Source organism: Streptomyces sp. NBC_01171 (assembly GCF_045039805.1).
Lineage (GTDB): Bacteria > Actinomycetota > Actinomycetes > Streptomycetales > Streptomycetaceae > Streptomyces.
Map to the genome: position 1 here is coordinate 1,957,158 of NZ_CP108609.1, position 17,312 is coordinate 1,974,469.

Consider the following 17,312-nt stretch of genomic DNA (forward strand, 5'->3'; position numbering starts at 1 on the left):
CACGCCGTCCATGGGCGCACGCTACAGCGGCCGGACGCACGGCGGCCCGGCGAGCCCGTTCAGGGCGGGCTCGCCGGGCCGGATCGTGAGGGCGGTCAGCCCATGTGCGGGTAGCCGTACTCGGTCGGCGGGACCAGCGTCTCCTTGATGGCGCGGGTCAGGGTCCAGCGCATCAGGTTCTGCGGGGCGCCGGCCTTGTCGTCGGTGCCGGAGGCGCGGCCGCCACCGAAGGGCTGCTGGCCGACGACGGCGCCGGTGGACTTGTCGTTGATGTAGAAGTTGCCCGCCGCGTAGCGGAGCTTGTCCATCGTGTACGCCGCCGCGGCGCGGTCGTTGGAGATGACCGAGCCGGTGAGGGCGTAGTCCGAGACCGACTCCATCTGGGTCAGCATCTCGTCGTACTTGTCGTCCTCGTAGACGTGCACGGCGAGGATCGGGCCGAAGTACTCGGTGCGGAAGACCTCGTTGTCGGGGTCGGTGCACTCGATGACGGTCGGGCGGACGAAGTAGCCCACCGAGTCGTCGTAGGAGCCGCCCGCGACGATCGTGCAGGTGGCGTCCTCGGCGGCGCGGTCGATGGCGGCCTTGTTCTTGGCGAAGGAGCGCTCGTCGATGACCGCGCCGATGAAGTTCGACAGGTCGGTGACGTCACCCATGGTGATGCCGTCGATCTCGGCCGCGAACTCCTCCTTGAAGCCGGAGTTCCAGATGGAGGCCGGGATGTAGGCGCGGGAGGTCGCCGAGCACTTCTGGCCCTGGTACTCGAAGGCACCGCGGGTCAGCGCGGTCTTCAGCACGGCGCGGTCGGCGGAGGGGTGCGCGACCACGAAGTCCTTGCCGCCGGTCTCGCCGACCAGGCGCGGGTAGGCGCGGTACTTCTCGATGTTGTTGCCGACCGTCTTCCACAGGTACTGGAAGGTCTTGGTCGAGCCGGTGAAGTGGATGCCGGCGAGGTCGCGGTGCTCCAGGGCGACCTCGGAGACGGCGATGCCGTCGCCGGTGACCAGGTTGATGACGCCCTTGGGCAGCCCGGCCTCCTCCAGCAGCTTCATCAGCAGCACGGCGGCGTGGGTCTGCGTCGGGGACGGCTTCCAGACCACCACGTTGCCCATGAGGGCGGGCGCGGTGGGCAGGTTGGCGGCGATGGCCGAGAAGTTGAACGGCGTGATCGCGTAGACGAAGCCCTCCAGCGGGCGGTGGTCCATGCGGTTCCACACGCCCGGGGAGTTGGCCGGGGGCTGCTCGGCCAGGATCTGGCGGGCGTAGTGCACGTTGAAGCGCCAGAAGTCGACCAGCTCGCAGGGGCTGTCGATCTCGGCCTGCTGGGCGGTCTTGGACTGACCCAGCATGGTGGAGGCGGCGATGGTCTCGCGCCAGGGGCCGGAGAGCAGCTCGGCGGCGCGCAGGATGATCGCGGCACGGTCGTCGAAGGACATCGCGCGCCAGGCCGGGGCGGCGGCCAGGGCGGCGTCGATCGCGTCCTGGGCGTCCTCGCGGGTGGCGTTGCGCAGGGTGCCGAGGACGGCCTTGTGGTTGTGCGGCTGGACCACCTGGAAGGCCTCGCCGCCGCCCATCCGCTTCTCGCCGCCGATGGTCATCGGCAGGTCGACCGGGTTCTCGGCCAGCTCCTTCAGCTTGGCCTCCAGCCGGGCGCGCTCGGGGCTGCCGGGGGCGTAGCCGTGCACCGGCTCGTTGACGGGGGTGGGGACCTGGGTCACAGCGTCCATGAGATCCGTAACTCCTTTACGTTGAGCGGGTGTTCGGGCTCAGCCCTTGGTGATCATGCTGCGTACGAAGAACTGGAGGTTCGCCGGCTTCTCGGCGAGACGGCGCATGAAATAGCCGTACCAGTCGGTGCCGTAGGCGGTGTAGACACGCATGCGGTGCCCCTCGGCGGCCAGCCGCAGGTGCTCGTCGCCCCGGATGCCGTAGAGCATCTGGAACTCGTACTCGTCGAGCTTACGACCCGCGCGGTGCGCGAGTTCCTGGGCGATGGAGATGAGGCGGGGGTCGTGGGACCCGATCATCGGGTACCCGTCGCCCTCCATCAGCGTCTTCAGGACGCGGACGTACGCCTTGTCGATCTCGTGCTTCTGCTGGTACGCGACCTCGGCGGGCTCCTTGTAGGCGCCCTTCACCAGGCGGACCCGGCTGCCGGCGGCGGCCAGGCGGCGGGCGTCGGCCTCGGTGCGGAACAGGTACGCCTGGATGACACAGCCGGTCTGCGGGAAGTCCTTCCGCAGCTCCTCGTGGATGGCGAACATCGAGTCGAGGGTGGTGTGGTCCTCGGCGTCCAGCGTGACCGTGGTGCCGATGGCGGCCGCGGCCTCGACGACCGGGCGGACGTTGGCGAGGGCCAGCTCGTGACCGCCTTCCAGCGCTTGGCCGAACATGGAGAGCTTCACCGACATCTCGACCCGCTCGCCCAGGTCGAGGTCCTTGAGGTGGTCGACCAGCGCGAGGTAGGCGTCGCGGGCGGCGGCGGCCTGCTCGGGGGTGGTGATGTCCTCGCCGACGACGTCCATGGTGAGCTGGAGGCCCTTGGCGGTCAGCTCCGCGATGATCGGGACGATGTCGTCCACGGTCTCGCCGGGGATGAACCGGTCGACGACCTGCTTGGTCACCGGGGCGGCCGAGATCAGGCGACGCATCCGGTCGCTGCGCGACGCGGCGAGAATCACGGGACCCAGCACGGGGCACCTCCACAACAAAAGCACCGAAACGGCCGGGACCCGACGATTCGGGGACGGCACGGAGAACCACCGTGAAACCTAGGGATCTCTTCGATGGTGGGCCATCGACAGACGTCACGCATCCGATCACCGGTTCTCAGACAGATGTATGAAGCGGGCTCGGATATGCGGCAGAATGCCCGGGTGGCAGCCGATTACAGAGATGACTACCAGGAGCTGGTGGACGAGATCTCCGAGCTGCTGGGCGCCCCGGCGACCCTGGAGAACCGGGACTTCGAGCTGATCGCCTTCGGCGCGTACGACAGCGAGGGCGAGCTGGACCCCACCGCGCTGGACCCGGTGCGGGCCCGCTCGATCCTGACCCGGCGCTCGACCTCGGCGGTGCGGGCGTGGTTCGAGGGCTTCGGCATCACCCGTGCGACGGAGCCGGTCCGCATCCCGCCCACCCCGGAGGCGGGCGTCTACCGGGGCCGGATCTGCCTGCCGGTACGCCATCGGGGTGTCGTGCTCGGCTACGTGTGGCTCCTGGACGACGATCCCGGCCCGAGCGACGCCCAGCTCGCCGCCGCCATGCCGGTGACCGGGCGGATCGGCGCGCTGCTGGCCGACGAGGCGCGGGCGGGGGCCGGGCTCGGCCGGGAGCTGCGGGCGGTACTCACGGCGGAGGACGGCTGGCAGCGGGACATGGCCGTCACCGACCTGCGCACCGCGCTGGGCCCGCGCGCGGACGGGCCGCACACCGTGGTCTGTGTCGCCCCCTGGTTCTCCGCCGACCCCGACGACGCCCCCTCGGTGCGCACCGTCCCGCACGCCACCGCGCTGTGCACGGTGCCGTGGGGCGCGACCGCGCAGAGCCTCGCGGTGCTGGTGCGGCTGCGCAGCACGGAGGTGACGGCCCCGGCGCTGGTGGCGGCCGCGCGGCTGATCAAGGAGGCGGAGGGCGCCGTCGTCGGGGTGGGGGTCGGTGAACCCCGCGCGGGGCTGGCCGAGTTGGGCACGGTGTGGCAGGAGGCGTCGGCGGCGGCGCGGGCCGCGCTGGCCGAGCCGAGGTTCGCGCCGGTGGCCGAGTGGCGGGGCATCGGCCCGTACCGGCTGCTGTCCGCGCTGCCGCCGAGGTCGGCCCTGGACCCGGTGGCGGCGGAGCTGCTCTCCCCCGCCCACCAGGAGCTGGCCCGCACCGCCGAGGTCTACCTCGACTGCGCGGGCCAGGCCGGCCGGGCGGCGGCCGAGCTGGGTATCCACCGGCAGACGCTGTACTACCGGCTGGGCCGGGTGGAGCGGCTGACCGGGCTGGACCTGGACGACGGCGAGGACCGGCTGCTGCTGCACATGGCGCTCAAGCGGGCCCGGCTGGGCTGAGGGCTCAGCTCTTCCGCACGCCCTCGACGACCTGGCGGAGGCCGGCGGTGAGGGCGTCCGCGTCGGGGGCGGACTCGGGGTCGAAGGTCCACTGGCCGATGAGGCCGGTCATCAGGGTGAGGTAGAAGCCGCCGAGGGTGTCGGCGGTCTCGTCGGTGACCTCCTCCTCCGGTACGCCCGTGAGCAGCGCGACCAGTCCGCGTCCGCCCTCGCGCTGCTCGCGGCCCAGGTACGCGCGGACCTCGGGGAGTTCGATGGTCATGACCTCCATGCTGAGCCGGAAGACCGAACCGGGCTCGCGCATCGCGGAGATGACGTTGGACCACACCCAGTGGAAGCGCTCCAGCGAGCCGGGTTCCCCCTTCGGCTCCGCCCCGCCGAAGGTGTCCCCCGCCTCCTCCACCAGCGCCACGTACGCCTGCGCGAGGAGGGCGTCCTTGGAGCCGTAGTGGTAGCCGATGGAGGCCAGGTTGGTGCCCGACTCCTTCACGATGTCGCGCGCGGTGGTCCGGGCGAACCCCTTCGCCAGCAGGCAGCGCTTGGCGCCTTCGAGCAGATCCTCACGGTGTCCCATGCCGGTCAGCGTACCCCGGTCCATACAAGCGTCCTATACGCATGACTTACACACTCGTTCTAGACAAGCGTTTAATACGCGCGTACATTCCTCGGCATGGTGAACCCGACGAGCACGACGAGCACCACCCCAACTCCCGTGCAGGAACAGCCCGTTCGTGCCGGCCGGCGCGAGTGGACCGCGCTGGGCGTGCTGATGCTGCCGCTGCTGCTGGTCTCGATGGACGTGTCCGTGCTGTACTTCGCCGCCCCGGCGATCAGCGCGGACCTCCGCCCGACCGGCACCCAGCAGCTCTGGATCTTCGACATCTACGGCTTCGTCCTCGCCGGGCTGCTGATGACGATGGGCTCCCTCGGCGACCGCGTCGGCAGCCGCCGGCTCCTGCTGGCGGGGGCCGCCGCCTTCGGCGCCGCCTCGGTCCTCGCCGCCTACGCCGACAGCGCCACCACCCTGATCGCGGCCCGCGCGGTCCTCGGCGTCGGCGGGGCCACCCTGATGCCGTCCACCATGGCGCTGCTGCGCACGATGTTCACCGACCCCGCCGAGCGGGCGAAGGCGATCGGGCTGTGGTCCGGGGTGATGACCGGCGGCATCGCACTGGGCTCCGTGATGAGCGGGGTGCTGGTGGAGCACTTCTGGTGGGGCTCGGTCTTCCTGGTCAACCTGCCCGCGATGCTCCTGCTCCTGGTCCTCGGCCCGTTCCTGCTCCCCGAGTCCCGCAACCCCTCCCCCGGCCGCTTCGACTGGATCAGCGTCCCGCTCTCGCTGGCCGCCGTGCTCCCGGTGATCTACGGCCTGAAGGAGATCCCGTCCGAGGGCTGGCACGTGCGGTACGTGCTGTCGGTGACGGTCGGCCTGCTCTTCGCCGCCCTCTTCGTCCACCGCCAGCGCACCGCCGCCTCCCCGCTGGTACCGCCCGCGCTGCTGCGGAACCGGGGCTTCACCCCGGCCCTGGTGCTGACCCTGGTGTCCGCCTTCGGCATGCTGGGCTCGGCGATCTTCACCACGCAGTACCTCCAGTCCGTGCTGGGCAAGAGCCCGCTGTCGGCGGCGCTGTGGAGCCTGGTGCCCTCGGTGCTGATCGGGGTCGCCGGGCCGGTCACCGCCGCGCTGGTCGCCCGGGGCGTGGACCGGGGCCGGGTGGTCGCCGCCGGGTTCGCGGTCTCGGCGGCCGGGTACGGGCTGCTCGCGCTGACCGGCACCGGGTCGCTGTGGCTGCTGCTGGCCGCGGCCGGGGTGCTGGCCTGCGGTGCGGTGATGGTGCTGTCCCAGCTCACCGATCTGGCCATGGGCGGCGCCCCGGCGGAGCGGGCGGGCACCGCCTCGTCACTGCTGGAGACGGCCACGGAGTTCGGCGGCGCGCTGGGCATGGCGGTACTGGGCTCGATCGGCGCGGCCGTCTACCGGCATCGGGTGCCGTCCGGCGCCCCGGCGGAGGCCCGCGAGACGCTCGGCGGCGCGCTGGTCACCGCGTCCCGGCTGCCCGGCCGGTCCGGTGAGGCGCTGCTGGCCTCGGCGCGGGAGGCGTTCACCTCCGGGATGCACGCGGCGGCCCTCGCCGGGGCGGGCGTGCTGGTACTGGCCGCGATCGGCGCCGCGCTGACGCTGCGCGGACGGGCCGCGAAGCAGCCCTGAACGCCAAAGCGCCGGGCGGCCCGCAAGGGGTCCGTCCGGCGCTCCGGCGTTTCGGATACGGCTCAGACCAGGTTGACCGACCGGGCGGAGGTCGCCCCGATCTCCTCGGCCAGCTCGGTCAGCGTGGCCGGGTTGACCGTGTCGTCCACCGTCAGCACGGCCAGCGCCTCGCCGCCGGCGGTGGAACGGGCCACCTGCATGCCGGCGATGTTGATGCCCGCCTCGCCGAGGACCCGGCCGACAGTGCCGACGACACCGGGACGGTCCTCGTAGCTCAGGACGACCATGTGCTCGGTGAGCGCGAGGTCCACGTCGTAGTCGCCGACCGCGACGATCTTCTGGACGTGCTTGGGGCCGGCGAGCGTGCCGGAGACCGACACCTCCTCGCCGCCCGCGAGGGTGCCGCGCACGGTGACCACGTTGCGGTGGTCGGCCGACTCCGAGCTGGTGGTGAGGCGGACCTCGACACCGCGCTCCTGCGCGAACAACGGGGCGTTGACGTAGGAGACGGTCTCGTCCACCACGTCCTCGAACACGCCCTTGAGCGCGGAGAGTTCGAGCACCTTCACATCGTGCTGGGTGATCTCGCCGTACACCTCGACGTCGAGGCGGACCGCGACCTCGCCCGCCAGGGCGGTGAAGATGCGGCCGAGGCGCTCGGCCAGCGGCAGACCGGGCTTGACGTCCTCGGCGATGACACCGCCCTGGACGTTCACCGCGTCCGGCACCAGCTCACCGGCGAGGGCGAGGCGCACCGAGCGCGCCACCGCGATACCGGCCTTCTCCTGGGCCTCGTCGGTGGAGGCGCCGAGGTGGGGGGTGCAGACCACCTGGTCCAGCTCGAACAGCGGGGAGTCGGTGCACGGCTCCTTCGCGTACACGTCGAGCCCGGCGCCGGCGACCCGGCCCTCCTTCAGCGCCGCGTACAGCGCGGCCTCGTCGACGATGCCGCCGCGCGCGGCGTTGACGATGCGCACGGTCGGCTTGACCTTGCGCAGCGCCTCGTCGCCGATCAGGCCGAGGGTCTCGGGGGTCTTGGGCAGGTGGACGGTGATGAAGTCGGAGACCTCAAGCAGCTCGTCCAGCGACAGCACCTTGACGCCCATCTGCGCGGCCCGCGCGGGCTGTACGTAGGGGTCGTAGGCGACGACCTTCATGCCGAAGGCGGACATCCGCTGGGCGACCAGGGCGCCGATGCGGCCGAGGCCGACCACGCCGAGGGTCTTCTCGGCCAGCTCGACGCCGGTGTACTTGCTGCGCTTCCACTCGCCGTTCTTCAGGGCGGTGTTGGCCTGCGGGATGTTGCGCGCGCTGGCCACGAGCAGACCGCAGGCCAGCTCGGCGGCGGTGACGATGTTGGAGGTAGGGGCGTTGACGACCATCACGCCGGCCTTGGTGGCGGCGGAGACGTCGACGTTGTCCAGGCCGACGCCGGCTCGTGCGACGACCTTCAGATTCTTGGCCGCGGCGATCGCCTCGGCGTCGACCTTGGTCGCGGAGCGGACGAGGATCGCGTCCACGTCGGCGATGGCGGGGAGCAGTTCGGCGCGGTCGGCTCCGTTGCAGTGCCGGATCTCGAAGTCCGGCCCGAGTGCGTCCACGGTGGCGGGCGACAGCTCTTCTGCGATGAGTACCGTGGCTTTTCGAGTGGGGTACGAGCTCACGTGAGTCCTCACAAGTCCAATGCGGACGGCCGTCCCGACGGCCGCTGGCGGTGGAGGGGTGCTAGCCGCGTGGAAGACGCACGACACTGTGGGCCTGACGCGTTTGTTGTGCAGCAGTGTAGTGGCGCGGCGGCCGGGCGGGCGGCACCCCGCCAGGGGGCGCCGCCGGCCGCCTTGAGGCTCACGCCTCTTCGTCGACCCAGGACATCAGCTTGCGCAGCTTCTTGCCGGTGGTCTCCAGCAGGTGCTCGGAGTCCTGCTTCTTGTACTCGTCGTACTTCTTCAGGCCGCCGTGGTACTCGTCCATCCAGTTCTTGGCGAAGGAGCCGTCCTGGATCTCGGCGAGGACCTTCTTCATCTCGGCCTTGGTGGCGTCGGTGACGATGCGCGGGCCGGTGACGTAGTCGCCCCACTCGGCGGTCTCGGAGATGGACCAGCGCATCTTCTCCAGGCCGCCCTCGTACATGAGGTCGACGATCAGCTTCAGCTCGTGCAGACACTCGAAGTAGGCGATCTCCGGCTGGTACCCGGCCTCGGTCAGCGTCTCGAAGCCCGCCTTGACCAGGGCGGCGGTGCCGCCGCAGAGCACGGCCTGCTCACCGAACAGGTCGGTCTCGGTCTCCTCGGTGAAGGTGGTCTTGATGACGCCGGCCCGGGTGCCGCCGATGGCCTTGGCGTACGACAGGGCCAGCGGGAAGGCGTTGCCCGAGGCGTCCTGCTCGACCGCGACGATGCAGGGCACGCCGCGCCCCTCCTCGTACTGGCGGCGGACCAGGTGGCCGGGGCCCTTGGGGGCGACCATGCAGACGTCGACCTCGGCCGGGGGCTTGATGAAGCCGAAGCGGATGTTGAAGCCGTGGCCGAAGAACAGCGCGTCGCCGTCCTTCAGGTTCGGGGCGATGGACTCCTCGTAGACCTGGGCCTGGAGCGGGTCCGGGACCAGGATCATGATGACGTCGGCCTCGGCGGCGGCCTCGGCCGCGGTGACCACGCGCAGGCCCTGCTCCTCGGCCTTGGCACGGGACTTGGACGCCTCGGGCAGACCGACGCGGACGTCGACGCCCGAGTCCCGCAGCGACAGGGCGTGGGCGTGGCCCTGGCTGCCGTAGCCGATGACCGCGACCTTGCGGCCCTGGATGATGGACAGGTCGGCGTCGGCGTCGTAGAACAGCTCGGCCACTGGTTCTCTCCTTGAGGTGCGGGTGCTGCGCCCCACCGTATTGCGGTGGGGGGACGGAAGGTTTCGGGGTCTCGGCATCCGGTCGCCCCCGGGGGCGGCCGGGCCGGGGGTCACGCGGTGCGGTCGAGGGCGCGCAGGGAGCGGTCGGTGATGGAGCGGGCGCCGCGTCCGATGGCGATGGTGCCGGACTGCACCAGCTCCTTGATACCGAAGGGCTCCAGCATCTTCAGCATCGCGGACAGCTTGTCGCCGGAGCCGGTGGCCTCGATGGTGACGGCCTCCGGGGAGACGTCGACGGTCTTGGCGCGGAACAACTGGACGATCTCCACGATCTGCGACCGGGTCTCGTTGTCCGCGCGGACCTTCACCAGAACGAGTTCACGCTGGACGGCCTGTCCGGGTTCCAGTTCGACGATCTTCAGCACGTTGACGAGCTTGTTGAGCTGCTTGGTCACCTGCTCCAGCGGCAGGTCCTCGACGTTCACCACGATGGTGATGCGGGAGATGTCGGCGTGCTCGGTGACACCCACCGCGAGGGAGTCGATGTTGAAGCCGCGCCGGGAGAAGAGGGCGGCGATGCGGGCGAGGATGCCCGGTGTGTTCTCCACCAGGACGGAGAGCGTGTGCTTGGACATGGGTCGTGGTCTCTCTCGCTCGAATCCTCTTGATCAGTCCTGGTCGCTGTCGCCGAAGTCGGGACGGACGCCCCGCGCGGCCATGACCTCGTCGTTGGAGGTCCCGGCGGCGACCATCGGCCACACCATCGCGTCCTCGTGGACGATGAAGTCGACGACGACCGGACGGTCGTTGATCGCGTTGGCCTCCTCGATGACCTTGTCCAGGTCCTCGGGGCGCTCGCAGCGGATGGCGTGGCAGCCCATCGCCTCGGCCAGCTTCACGAAGTCGGGGACGCGGGTGCCGGCGCTGGGGCCCGTGGGTCCGTCGGGGCCGGAGTGCAGCACGGTGTTGGAGTAGCGCTGGTTGTAGAACAGCGTCTGCCACTGGCGGACCATGCCGAGGGCGCCGTTGTTGATGATGGCGACCTTGATCGGGATGTTGTTCAGGGCGCAGGTGGTGAGTTCCTGATTGGTCATCTGGAAACAGCCGTCGCCGTCGATCGCCCAGACCGTACGGCCGGGCTGTCCGGCCTTGGCGCCCATCGCGGCCGGGACCGCGTACCCCATGGTTCCGGCGCCGCCGGAGTTGAGCCAGGTCGCGGGCTGCTCGTACTGGATGAAGTGGGCGGCCCACATCTGGTGCTGGCCGACACCCGCCGTGAAGATCGTGTCGTCGGGGGCGAGCTGTCCGATGCGCTCGATGACCGCCTGCGGGGAGAGCGAGCCGTCCTCGGGCGTCTCGTAGCCGAGCGGGTAGGTCTCCCGCCAGCGGTTGAGGTCGCTCCACCAGGCGGTGTGGTCGCCCCGGTGGCCCTCGCTGTGCTCCTTCTGCACGGCCTGGATCAGGTCGGCGAGCACCTCGCGGGCGTCGCCCACGATCGGCACGTCGGCCTCGCGGTTCTTGCCGATCTCGGCCGGGTCGATGTCGGCGTGCACGATCTTGGCGTACGGCGCGAAGCTGTCCAGCTTGCCGGTGACGCGGTCGTCGAAGCGGGCGCCGAGGGCGACGATGAGGTCGGCCTTCTGGAGCGCGGTGACGGCGGTGACCGAGCCGTGCATGCCGGGCATGCCGACATGCTGCGGGTGGCTGTCGGGGAAGGCGCCGAGTGCCATCAGGGTGGTGGTGACGGGGGCGCCGGTCAGCTCGGCGAGGACCTTCAGCTCGGCGGTGGCGCCGGCCTTGAGCACGCCGCCGCCGACGTAGAGGACGGGACGGCGGGCGCTGGTGATGAGCTTGGCGGCCTCGCGGATCTGCTTGGCGTGCGGCTTGGTCACCGGGCGGTAGCCGGGCAGGTCCGTCACGGGCGGCCAGGAGAAGGTGGTCCGCGTCTGGAGGATGTCCTTCGGGATGTCGACGAGGACCGGGCCGGGGCGGCCGGTGGAGGCGATGTGGAACGCCTCGGCGATCGTCCTCGGGATGTCCTCGGCCCTGGTCACCAGGAAGCTGTGCTTGGTGATCGGCATGGAGATGCCGACGATGTCCGCCTCCTGGAAGGCGTCCGTACCGATCGCCTTGGAGACGACCTGGCCGGTGATCGCGACCAGCGGCACCGAGTCCATGTTCGCGTCGGCGATCGGCGTGACCAGGTTGGTGGCGCCGGGGCCCGAAGTCGCCATGCAGACGCCGACCTTGCCGGTGGCCTGCGCGTACCCGGTGGCCGCGTGCCCCGCGCCCTGCTCGTGCCGGACCAGCACATGGCGCACCCGGGTGGAGTCCATCAGCGGGTCGTACGCGGGAAGGATCGTGCCCCCGGGAATGCCGAATACGGTGTCGACCCCGACCTCCTCGAGCGAGCGGATGAGGGACTGCGCACCCGTGACGTGCTCGACGGGGGCGGAGTGCTGTCCTCCGGATCGGGGCCGCGGCTGCGGATGGTGGGCCCCGGTGGCCTGCTCGGTCATCGTCATTCTCTTCTCGAGCTTGAGGGTTTGCGAGGTTCGGTCGGTGCGGGTGCGGAGCGGGGGGCCGCACGAGGGTCACTCGTGCAACAAAAAACCCCTCGTGCCGCTAGGCAAGCGAGGGGAGCGCGTCGGTGAAGGTGCTGGGATTTCCGGACGGTGTCCGGTCGAGCCCCAGCTCAGCCGACGCGCTTTCCAAGTACGAGAATTCGGGTGCGCATGGCTCTGACCCTCCCCCTGGCGCGCACCATGTGTCAAGTGGGTGGGACAGCCGTCTCATCATGTGAGCGCAGGGCCGTCCCGCCGAAGACGGTGGACATGGTCCCGGAGTAGAGCCCTGCGCCCTTCCCGGCGAAGACCGGCTCGGCGGGGGCGTGCGGCACCGGGAAGCGGCCGGAGGCGAGCGCCCGGCGCAGCCGGTACTCGTCGACCGGCCCGGCGAACGCCATGCCCTGGCCGTGGGTGCAGCCCATGGCGCGCAGCGCGACCACCTGTTCCGGCAGGTCCACGCCCTCGGCGACGGTCTGGAGGCCGAGATCGCCCGCGATGCGCAGCAGCCCGCTGGTGATCTTGTGCAGCCGGGCGGACTCCACGACGCCCTCGATCAGCCCGCGGTCGAGCTTGAGGATGTCCACGGGAAGCCTGCGCAGCGCCGTGATGGCCGCGTGGCCGCTGCCGAAGCCGTCGAGCGCGATCCGTACCCCGAGGCGGCTGAGCGCGGTCAGGCGGCGCTCCAGCTCGTCCTGGGAGATCCGCGGGTCGGTGCCGGACAGCTCGATGATCAGTGCGCCGGGCGGCAGCCCGTGCCGGGTCAGCAGCGCCTCGATGGAGCCGAGCGGCAGTGAGCGGTCCAGCAGCCGCCGGGCGCTCATCCGCACGGACACCGGGACGACGAGGCCGCCCGCGGCCCGCTCGGCGGCCTGCTCGACGGCTTCCTGGAGTATCCAACGCTCCAGTTCGGCCGTACGGTCGCCGTCCTCGCTCACCCGCAGGAACTCCGCCGGGGTGAACAGCACCCCCTGGGCCGAGCGCCAGCGCGCGTGGGTGGCGACCGAGGCGATCCGGCCGCCGCTGAGGCTCACCACCGGCTGGTGCAGCAGCGCGAACTCGCCCTCGTGCAGCGCGGCGCGCAGCCGCCCGGCCAGCTCGGCCTTGCGGACCACGTCCTGCTGCATCTGCGGCTTGTACAGCTCCACCCGGCCCTTGCCGCCGGCCTTGGCCCGGTACATCGCCAGGTCGGCGTTGCGCAGCAACTCTCCCGCGCCGAGGCCGGGCTCGGCGAAGGCGACGCCGATGGAGGCGTTGACCCGGACATCGTTGCCGTCGATGGCGTACGGCTGGGAGAGGGTGAGCCGGAGCCGGTCGGCCAGTTCCAGGATGTGCCGCTCACGGGCGGCGCGGTCGCGGGTGCCGTCGCCGGTGATCAGGGCCGCGAACTCGTCCCCGCCGAGCCGGGAGGCGGTGTCCCCCTGGCGCACGGAGTCCTGGAGTCTGCGCGCGGCCTGGATCAGCAGCTCGTCCCCGGCCTGGTGGCCGATGGTGTCGTTGACGGCCTTGAAGCCGTCGAGGTCGATGAAGAGCACGGCGGTGCCACGCAGGGCGGCGCCCCGGTCGGTGGCCCGGCGCCCGGACAGGGCCTGCTGGACGCGCCGGGTGAACAGCGCGCGGTTGGGCAGGTCGGTGAGCGGGTCGTGCTCGGCGTTGTGCTGGAGCTGGGCCTGGAGCCGGACCCGCTCGGTCACGTCCCGGCTGTTGAAGATCAGCCCGCCGTGGTGCCGGTTGACGGTGGACTCCACGTTGAGCCAGCCTCCCCGGCCGGAGCGGAAGCGGCACTCGATGCGGGTGGTGGGTTCGGCCAGCGGGTCGGCGGCGAGGAAGCGGCGCACCTCGTACACCACGCAGTCCAGGTCCTCGGGGTGGATGAGGGCCGCCAGCTCCATGCCGATCAGGGCCTCGGCGCTGCTGCCGTAGACCCCGGCGGCGGCCGGGGAGACGTAGCGCAGGACGCCGTTGGGCGCGGCGATCATGATGACGTCGCTGGAGCCCTGCACCAGGGAGCGGAAGTGGTTCTCCTTCTGCGCCAGTTCCTGGGTGAGGGTGATGTTGTCCAGCAGCATGATGCCCTGGCGGATGACGAGCGCCAGCACCACCGCGCCCGCGGTGATCAGCACCAGGTGGTCGGGCCGGCGCCCGTTGAGCACGTTGTACAGGATGCCCAGCGTGCAGACGGCGGCGGCGAGGTACGGGGTGAGGGCGGCCAGCGAGCCGGTGAGCGGCCGTCCGGACGGGTACCGGTGGCCCTCGGTGCCCGGCGGGTGCGGCTGCGCGGTGACCGGGCCGCGCTGGCCCGGCACGTGCTCGTGCACGACACGGGTCTCGGACGCGCCCCTGTCGCCCTCGCGCCCCCTGGGGGCGGCCCAGGGGGCGTAGGCGAGCAGCAGGGAGCCGGCGAACCAGCCCGCGTCCAGCAGTTGCCCGGAGCGGTAACTGCTGTGCAGCAGCGGGGAGGTGAAGAGCGCGTCGCACATCACGGTGAGCGCCAGGGCGCCGATCGCGGTGTTGACGGCGGTGCGGTTGCCCGGACTGCGCCGGAAGTGCAGCGCGAGCACCATGCTGACCAGCACGATGTCGAGCAGCGGGTAGGCCAGCGAGAGGGCGGTGTGCTCGACGCTCGGTCCGTCGATCCGGGCGGTCTGGGCGAGCGCCAGGCTCCAGGAGAGGGTGAGCAGCGAGCCGCCGATGAGCCAGGCGTCCAGCGTGAGACAGATCCAGCCGGCCCGGCTCACCGGGCGTTTGGCGAGGACCAGCAGGCCCACGATGGCGGGCGGCGCGAAGCAGAGGAAGAACAGGTCGGCGTAGCTCGGGCTGGGCACGGTGCGGTCGAGGACGACCTCGTACCACCCCCAGACCGCGTTGCCCAGGGCGGCCATCGCGGAGGAGAGGGCGAAGAGCAGCCAGGCGGGGCGGAAGCGGACGCGGCGGCTGCGGGCGTAGAGGAAGCAGGAGACGGCGGCGGTGCCGGCCGCCGCGCTGAGCCCGAAGTCGCCCATGAAGAGCGCGAGTTGCTGGTTGCCCCAGTCGAAGGCGGAGCCGACGGCGTAGGCCGCGCAGACCAGGGCGAGGGTGAGCTGCTGGGTGAGCCGCGATCCGTCGCCGACTGCTGCCGGTGGCCGGGTGGGGGGCGTGCGGACGGGCTGCTGTGGCGCGCGGGGCGCCCCGTCGAGCGCGGTCGTGGTCACCGGCGGCGCGCTCACCGCGCCCTCCCGCTGCGGGTCGCGCCGGTACCCCTCGGGGGCCGGTGCGGATGCCTCCGCCGGGCGCCCGGCCGGGGGTGCAGGGCATGCCGGCTCATCGGCCGCTCGCGCCTGCGCGCGGTCGTGCGCCAGGGTCGCCGTCGGCGGCTCCGCCGCGTCGGATCGTTCGTCCATAGGCCGTGCATCGCCCGTCGCCCCCCTCACAGAGCTGAAATGTTCGTCCCCGGCGCCGATAGGTCGGCGGCGCACCCCTGTCGGGACGATACACCAGGATCGTCACTCAGGGACATAGCTTCTCTACTCTCCGTGACGACCAGCGACTATGCGGGCACACACCGCGCCCGGAGGGTCGCGGAGGGTGCCGACGAGCGGCTCACGCCCCGGTGGTGAGGACCACGTGGCGCAGTGGCTCATGGTTCACGAACCGGGTCAACTGGTCCACCAGAAGCCGCTCGGCGCGCGGCCGGAACGCCGAACTCGGGCCGCCCACATGCGGGGTGATCAGCACGCCCGGCGCCCGCCACAACGGGTGGCCCGGCGGCAGCGGTTCGGGGTCGGTCACGTCCAGCGCGGCGGTGAGGCGCCCGCTCTCCAGCTCGCTGAGCAGGGCATCGGTGTCGACCACGGGACCGCGCGCGATGTTCACCAGCAGGGCGCCGTCCTTCATGCGGGCGAGGAAGGCGGCGTCCACCAGGCCCCGCGTCTCGTCGGTGAGGGGCGTCGCGACGATCACCACATCCGCGTCCGGGAGCAGTTGAGGAAGTTCGGTGAGCGGATGCACGACCCCGCGCACGGTGGTGCGCCCGGAGCGCGCCACCCGGGTCACGCGCTCCACCTCGAAGGGCGCGAGCCGGTCCTCGATGGCCGAACCGATGGCGCCGTAGCCGAGGATGAGCACGTTCCGGTCGGCCAGGGCGGGCCGGAACTCCCCTTGCCAGCGCCCCTCGTCCTGCGCCCGCACGAACCCCGGAATCCCGCGCAGCGAGGCCAGCGTGAGGGTGAGGGCCAGCTCGGCGGTGCTGGTGTCGTGGACTCCGCGGGCGTTGCAGAGCTGGACGCCGGGGACGATCAGGGAGAGGTTCGCGGTGATGTCGTCCACGCCCGCGGTGAGCGTCTGGATCACTCGCAGGCCGGTCATCGCCTTCAACGGGCGCACCTTCACCGGCTCGCGCCGCATGTACGGCACCACGTACACCGCGCACTCCGCCGGATCACCGGGGAACTCCTCCTGCTCGCCGTCCCAGAACAGGTAGTTCGGGCCCGCGGGGAGGCCCTTGATCTCCTCGGGCGGGATCGGCAGCCAGACGTCTTGGGTCATGGTCAGGAGGCTAGTTCAGGCAGCCGGGGCGCAACGGTTAGGTTGGTGGTCTCGGCGAGGGAGGTTCGCGGCAGGTGGAGCGCAGGACGATCGGCACGGGGGCGCTCTCGGTGGGGGCCGTGGGGCTCGGGTGCATGCCGATGAGCTGGGCGTACAGCGGGTCACGGCAGCGGGGCGAGGAGTCGCTCAGGGCCGTGCACCGGGCGCTGGACCTCGGTTCGGACTTGCTGGACACGGCCGACATGTACGGCCCGTTCACCAATGAGCTGCTGCTGGGCCGGGTGCTGAAGGAGCGGCGCGCGGACGCCTTCGTGTCGACCAAGGCCGGGCTGCTGGTGGGTGATCAGCACATCGTGGCCAACGGGCGCCCCGGCTATGTGAAGCGGGCCTGCGACGCCTCGCTGCGCCGCCTGCAGACCGATGTCATCGACCTGTACCAACTGCACCGCGCCGACCCGGAGGTCCCGGTCGAGGAGACCTGGGGCGCGATGGCGGACCTGGTGGGGGCCGGGAAGGTCCGGGCGCTGGGCCTGTGCGCGGTCGGCGCGCGCGGCGGACGCCGCCCGGGGTCCGGGCTGTACGACGGCACGCTGCGCCAGTTGCGGCGGGTGCAGCAGGTGTTCCCGGTGAGCGCGGTGCAGGCGGAGCTGTCGGTGTGGTCGCCGGAGGCGCTGACCACGCTGCTGCCCTGGTGCGCGGAGCGGGGCATCGGCTTCCTCGCGGCGATGCCCCTGGGGAATGGTTTCCTCACCGGGACGCTCACCCCCGGCGAGGGCTTCGAACCGGACGACCTGCGCGCCCGCCACCCCCGTTTCACGGCCGAGATGATGGCGGCCAACCAGCCCGTCGTGGCCGGACTCCGGCGTATCGCGCGGCGGCACGGCGAGGACGTCACCCCGGCACAGGTGGCGCTGGCGTGGGTGCTGGCGCAGGGGCCGCAGGTCATCGCGCTGCCCGGCACGAAACGGGAGCGCTGGGCGCGGGAGAACGCGGCGGCGGCCGCGCTGCGGCTGACCCCCGAGGACCTCGCTGAGGTGGCCGCGCTGCCCGCCGCGCTGGGATCGTGGGACTGAACCGGGGACGCGCACGGTGCGCGTCCGTCCGGTGGGGTAGCAGTGT

12 protein-coding genes are annotated in these 17,312 nt (G+C 71.5%); 3 read left to right on the forward strand and 9 right to left on the reverse strand.

All coding sequences use genetic code 11. The features are described 5' to 3' along the window. Window positions 1-95: 95 nt before the first annotated feature. Both pruA and OG448_RS08895 read right to left on the reverse strand, forming a co-directional pair. Window positions 96-1,727, reverse strand: coding sequence for an L-glutamate gamma-semialdehyde dehydrogenase (gene pruA, locus OG448_RS08890; RefSeq protein WP_405552580.1), 1,632 nt, complete (start codon window positions 1,725-1,727; stop codon window positions 96-98). A gap of 39 nt (window positions 1,728-1,766) precedes the next feature. Continuing rightward, window positions 1,767-2,693: a proline dehydrogenase family protein gene (locus tag OG448_RS08895; RefSeq protein WP_161191032.1), complete on the reverse strand. Its 927-nt coding sequence runs from the start codon at window positions 2,691-2,693 to the stop codon at window positions 1,767-1,769. 165 nt (window positions 2,694-2,858) lie between these two features. On the opposite strand from OG448_RS08895, the gene OG448_RS08900 reads away from it, so the two are divergent. Further along, window positions 2,859-4,052, forward strand: a complete 1,194-nt coding sequence (locus OG448_RS08900; protein WP_391300384.1) for a helix-turn-helix domain-containing protein — start codon at window positions 2,859-2,861, stop codon at window positions 4,050-4,052. 4 nt (window positions 4,053-4,056) lie between these two features. On the opposite strand, the gene OG448_RS08905 is transcribed toward OG448_RS08900, so the two are convergent. Further along, window positions 4,057-4,626, reverse strand: a complete 570-nt coding sequence (locus OG448_RS08905; protein WP_405552583.1) for a TetR/AcrR family transcriptional regulator — start codon at window positions 4,624-4,626, stop codon at window positions 4,057-4,059. A 96-nt stretch (window positions 4,627-4,722) separates the two neighbouring features. Here OG448_RS08905 and OG448_RS08910 point away from each other — a divergent pair, with 96 nt between their 5' ends. Next, on the forward strand, window positions 4,723-6,261 hold the full coding sequence (locus OG448_RS08910; RefSeq protein WP_405552585.1) for an MFS transporter: 1,539 nt from the start codon (window positions 4,723-4,725) through the stop codon (window positions 6,259-6,261). A gap of 62 nt (window positions 6,262-6,323) precedes the next feature. On the opposite strand, the gene serA is transcribed toward OG448_RS08910, so the two are convergent. From serA to OG448_RS08940, 6 genes are all read right to left on the reverse strand, one after another. Then, window positions 6,324-7,925, reverse strand: a complete 1,602-nt coding sequence (gene serA, locus OG448_RS08915) for a phosphoglycerate dehydrogenase (protein ID WP_405552587.1) — start codon at window positions 7,923-7,925, stop codon at window positions 6,324-6,326. Between the two features lie 181 nt (window positions 7,926-8,106). Next, window positions 8,107-9,105, reverse strand: a complete 999-nt coding sequence (ilvC, locus tag OG448_RS08920) for a ketol-acid reductoisomerase (RefSeq protein WP_086690498.1) — start codon at window positions 9,103-9,105, stop codon at window positions 8,107-8,109. Between the two features lie 110 nt (window positions 9,106-9,215). After that, window positions 9,216-9,740: an acetolactate synthase small subunit gene (gene ilvN, locus OG448_RS08925; RefSeq protein WP_030808356.1), complete on the reverse strand. Its 525-nt coding sequence runs from the start codon at window positions 9,738-9,740 to the stop codon at window positions 9,216-9,218. Between the two features lie 33 nt (window positions 9,741-9,773). After that, a complete protein-coding gene (locus OG448_RS08930; RefSeq protein WP_030808353.1) occupies window positions 9,774-11,624 on the reverse strand; it encodes an acetolactate synthase large subunit in 1,851 nt (616 codons plus the stop codon). Between the two features lie 251 nt (window positions 11,625-11,875). Next, a complete protein-coding gene (locus OG448_RS08935) occupies window positions 11,876-14,875 on the reverse strand; it encodes a putative bifunctional diguanylate cyclase/phosphodiesterase (protein WP_405558731.1) in 3,000 nt (999 codons plus the stop codon). Between the two features lie 373 nt (window positions 14,876-15,248). Continuing rightward, on the reverse strand, window positions 15,249-16,193 hold the full coding sequence (locus OG448_RS08940) for a 2-hydroxyacid dehydrogenase (RefSeq protein ID WP_405552590.1): 945 nt from the start codon (window positions 16,191-16,193) through the stop codon (window positions 15,249-15,251). A 74-nt stretch (window positions 16,194-16,267) separates the two neighbouring features. Here OG448_RS08940 and OG448_RS08945 point away from each other — a divergent pair, with 74 nt between their 5' ends. Beyond that, on the forward strand, window positions 16,268-17,266 hold the full coding sequence (locus OG448_RS08945; RefSeq protein WP_405552592.1) for an aldo/keto reductase: 999 nt from the start codon (window positions 16,268-16,270) through the stop codon (window positions 17,264-17,266). Window positions 17,267-17,312 lie beyond the last annotated feature (46 nt).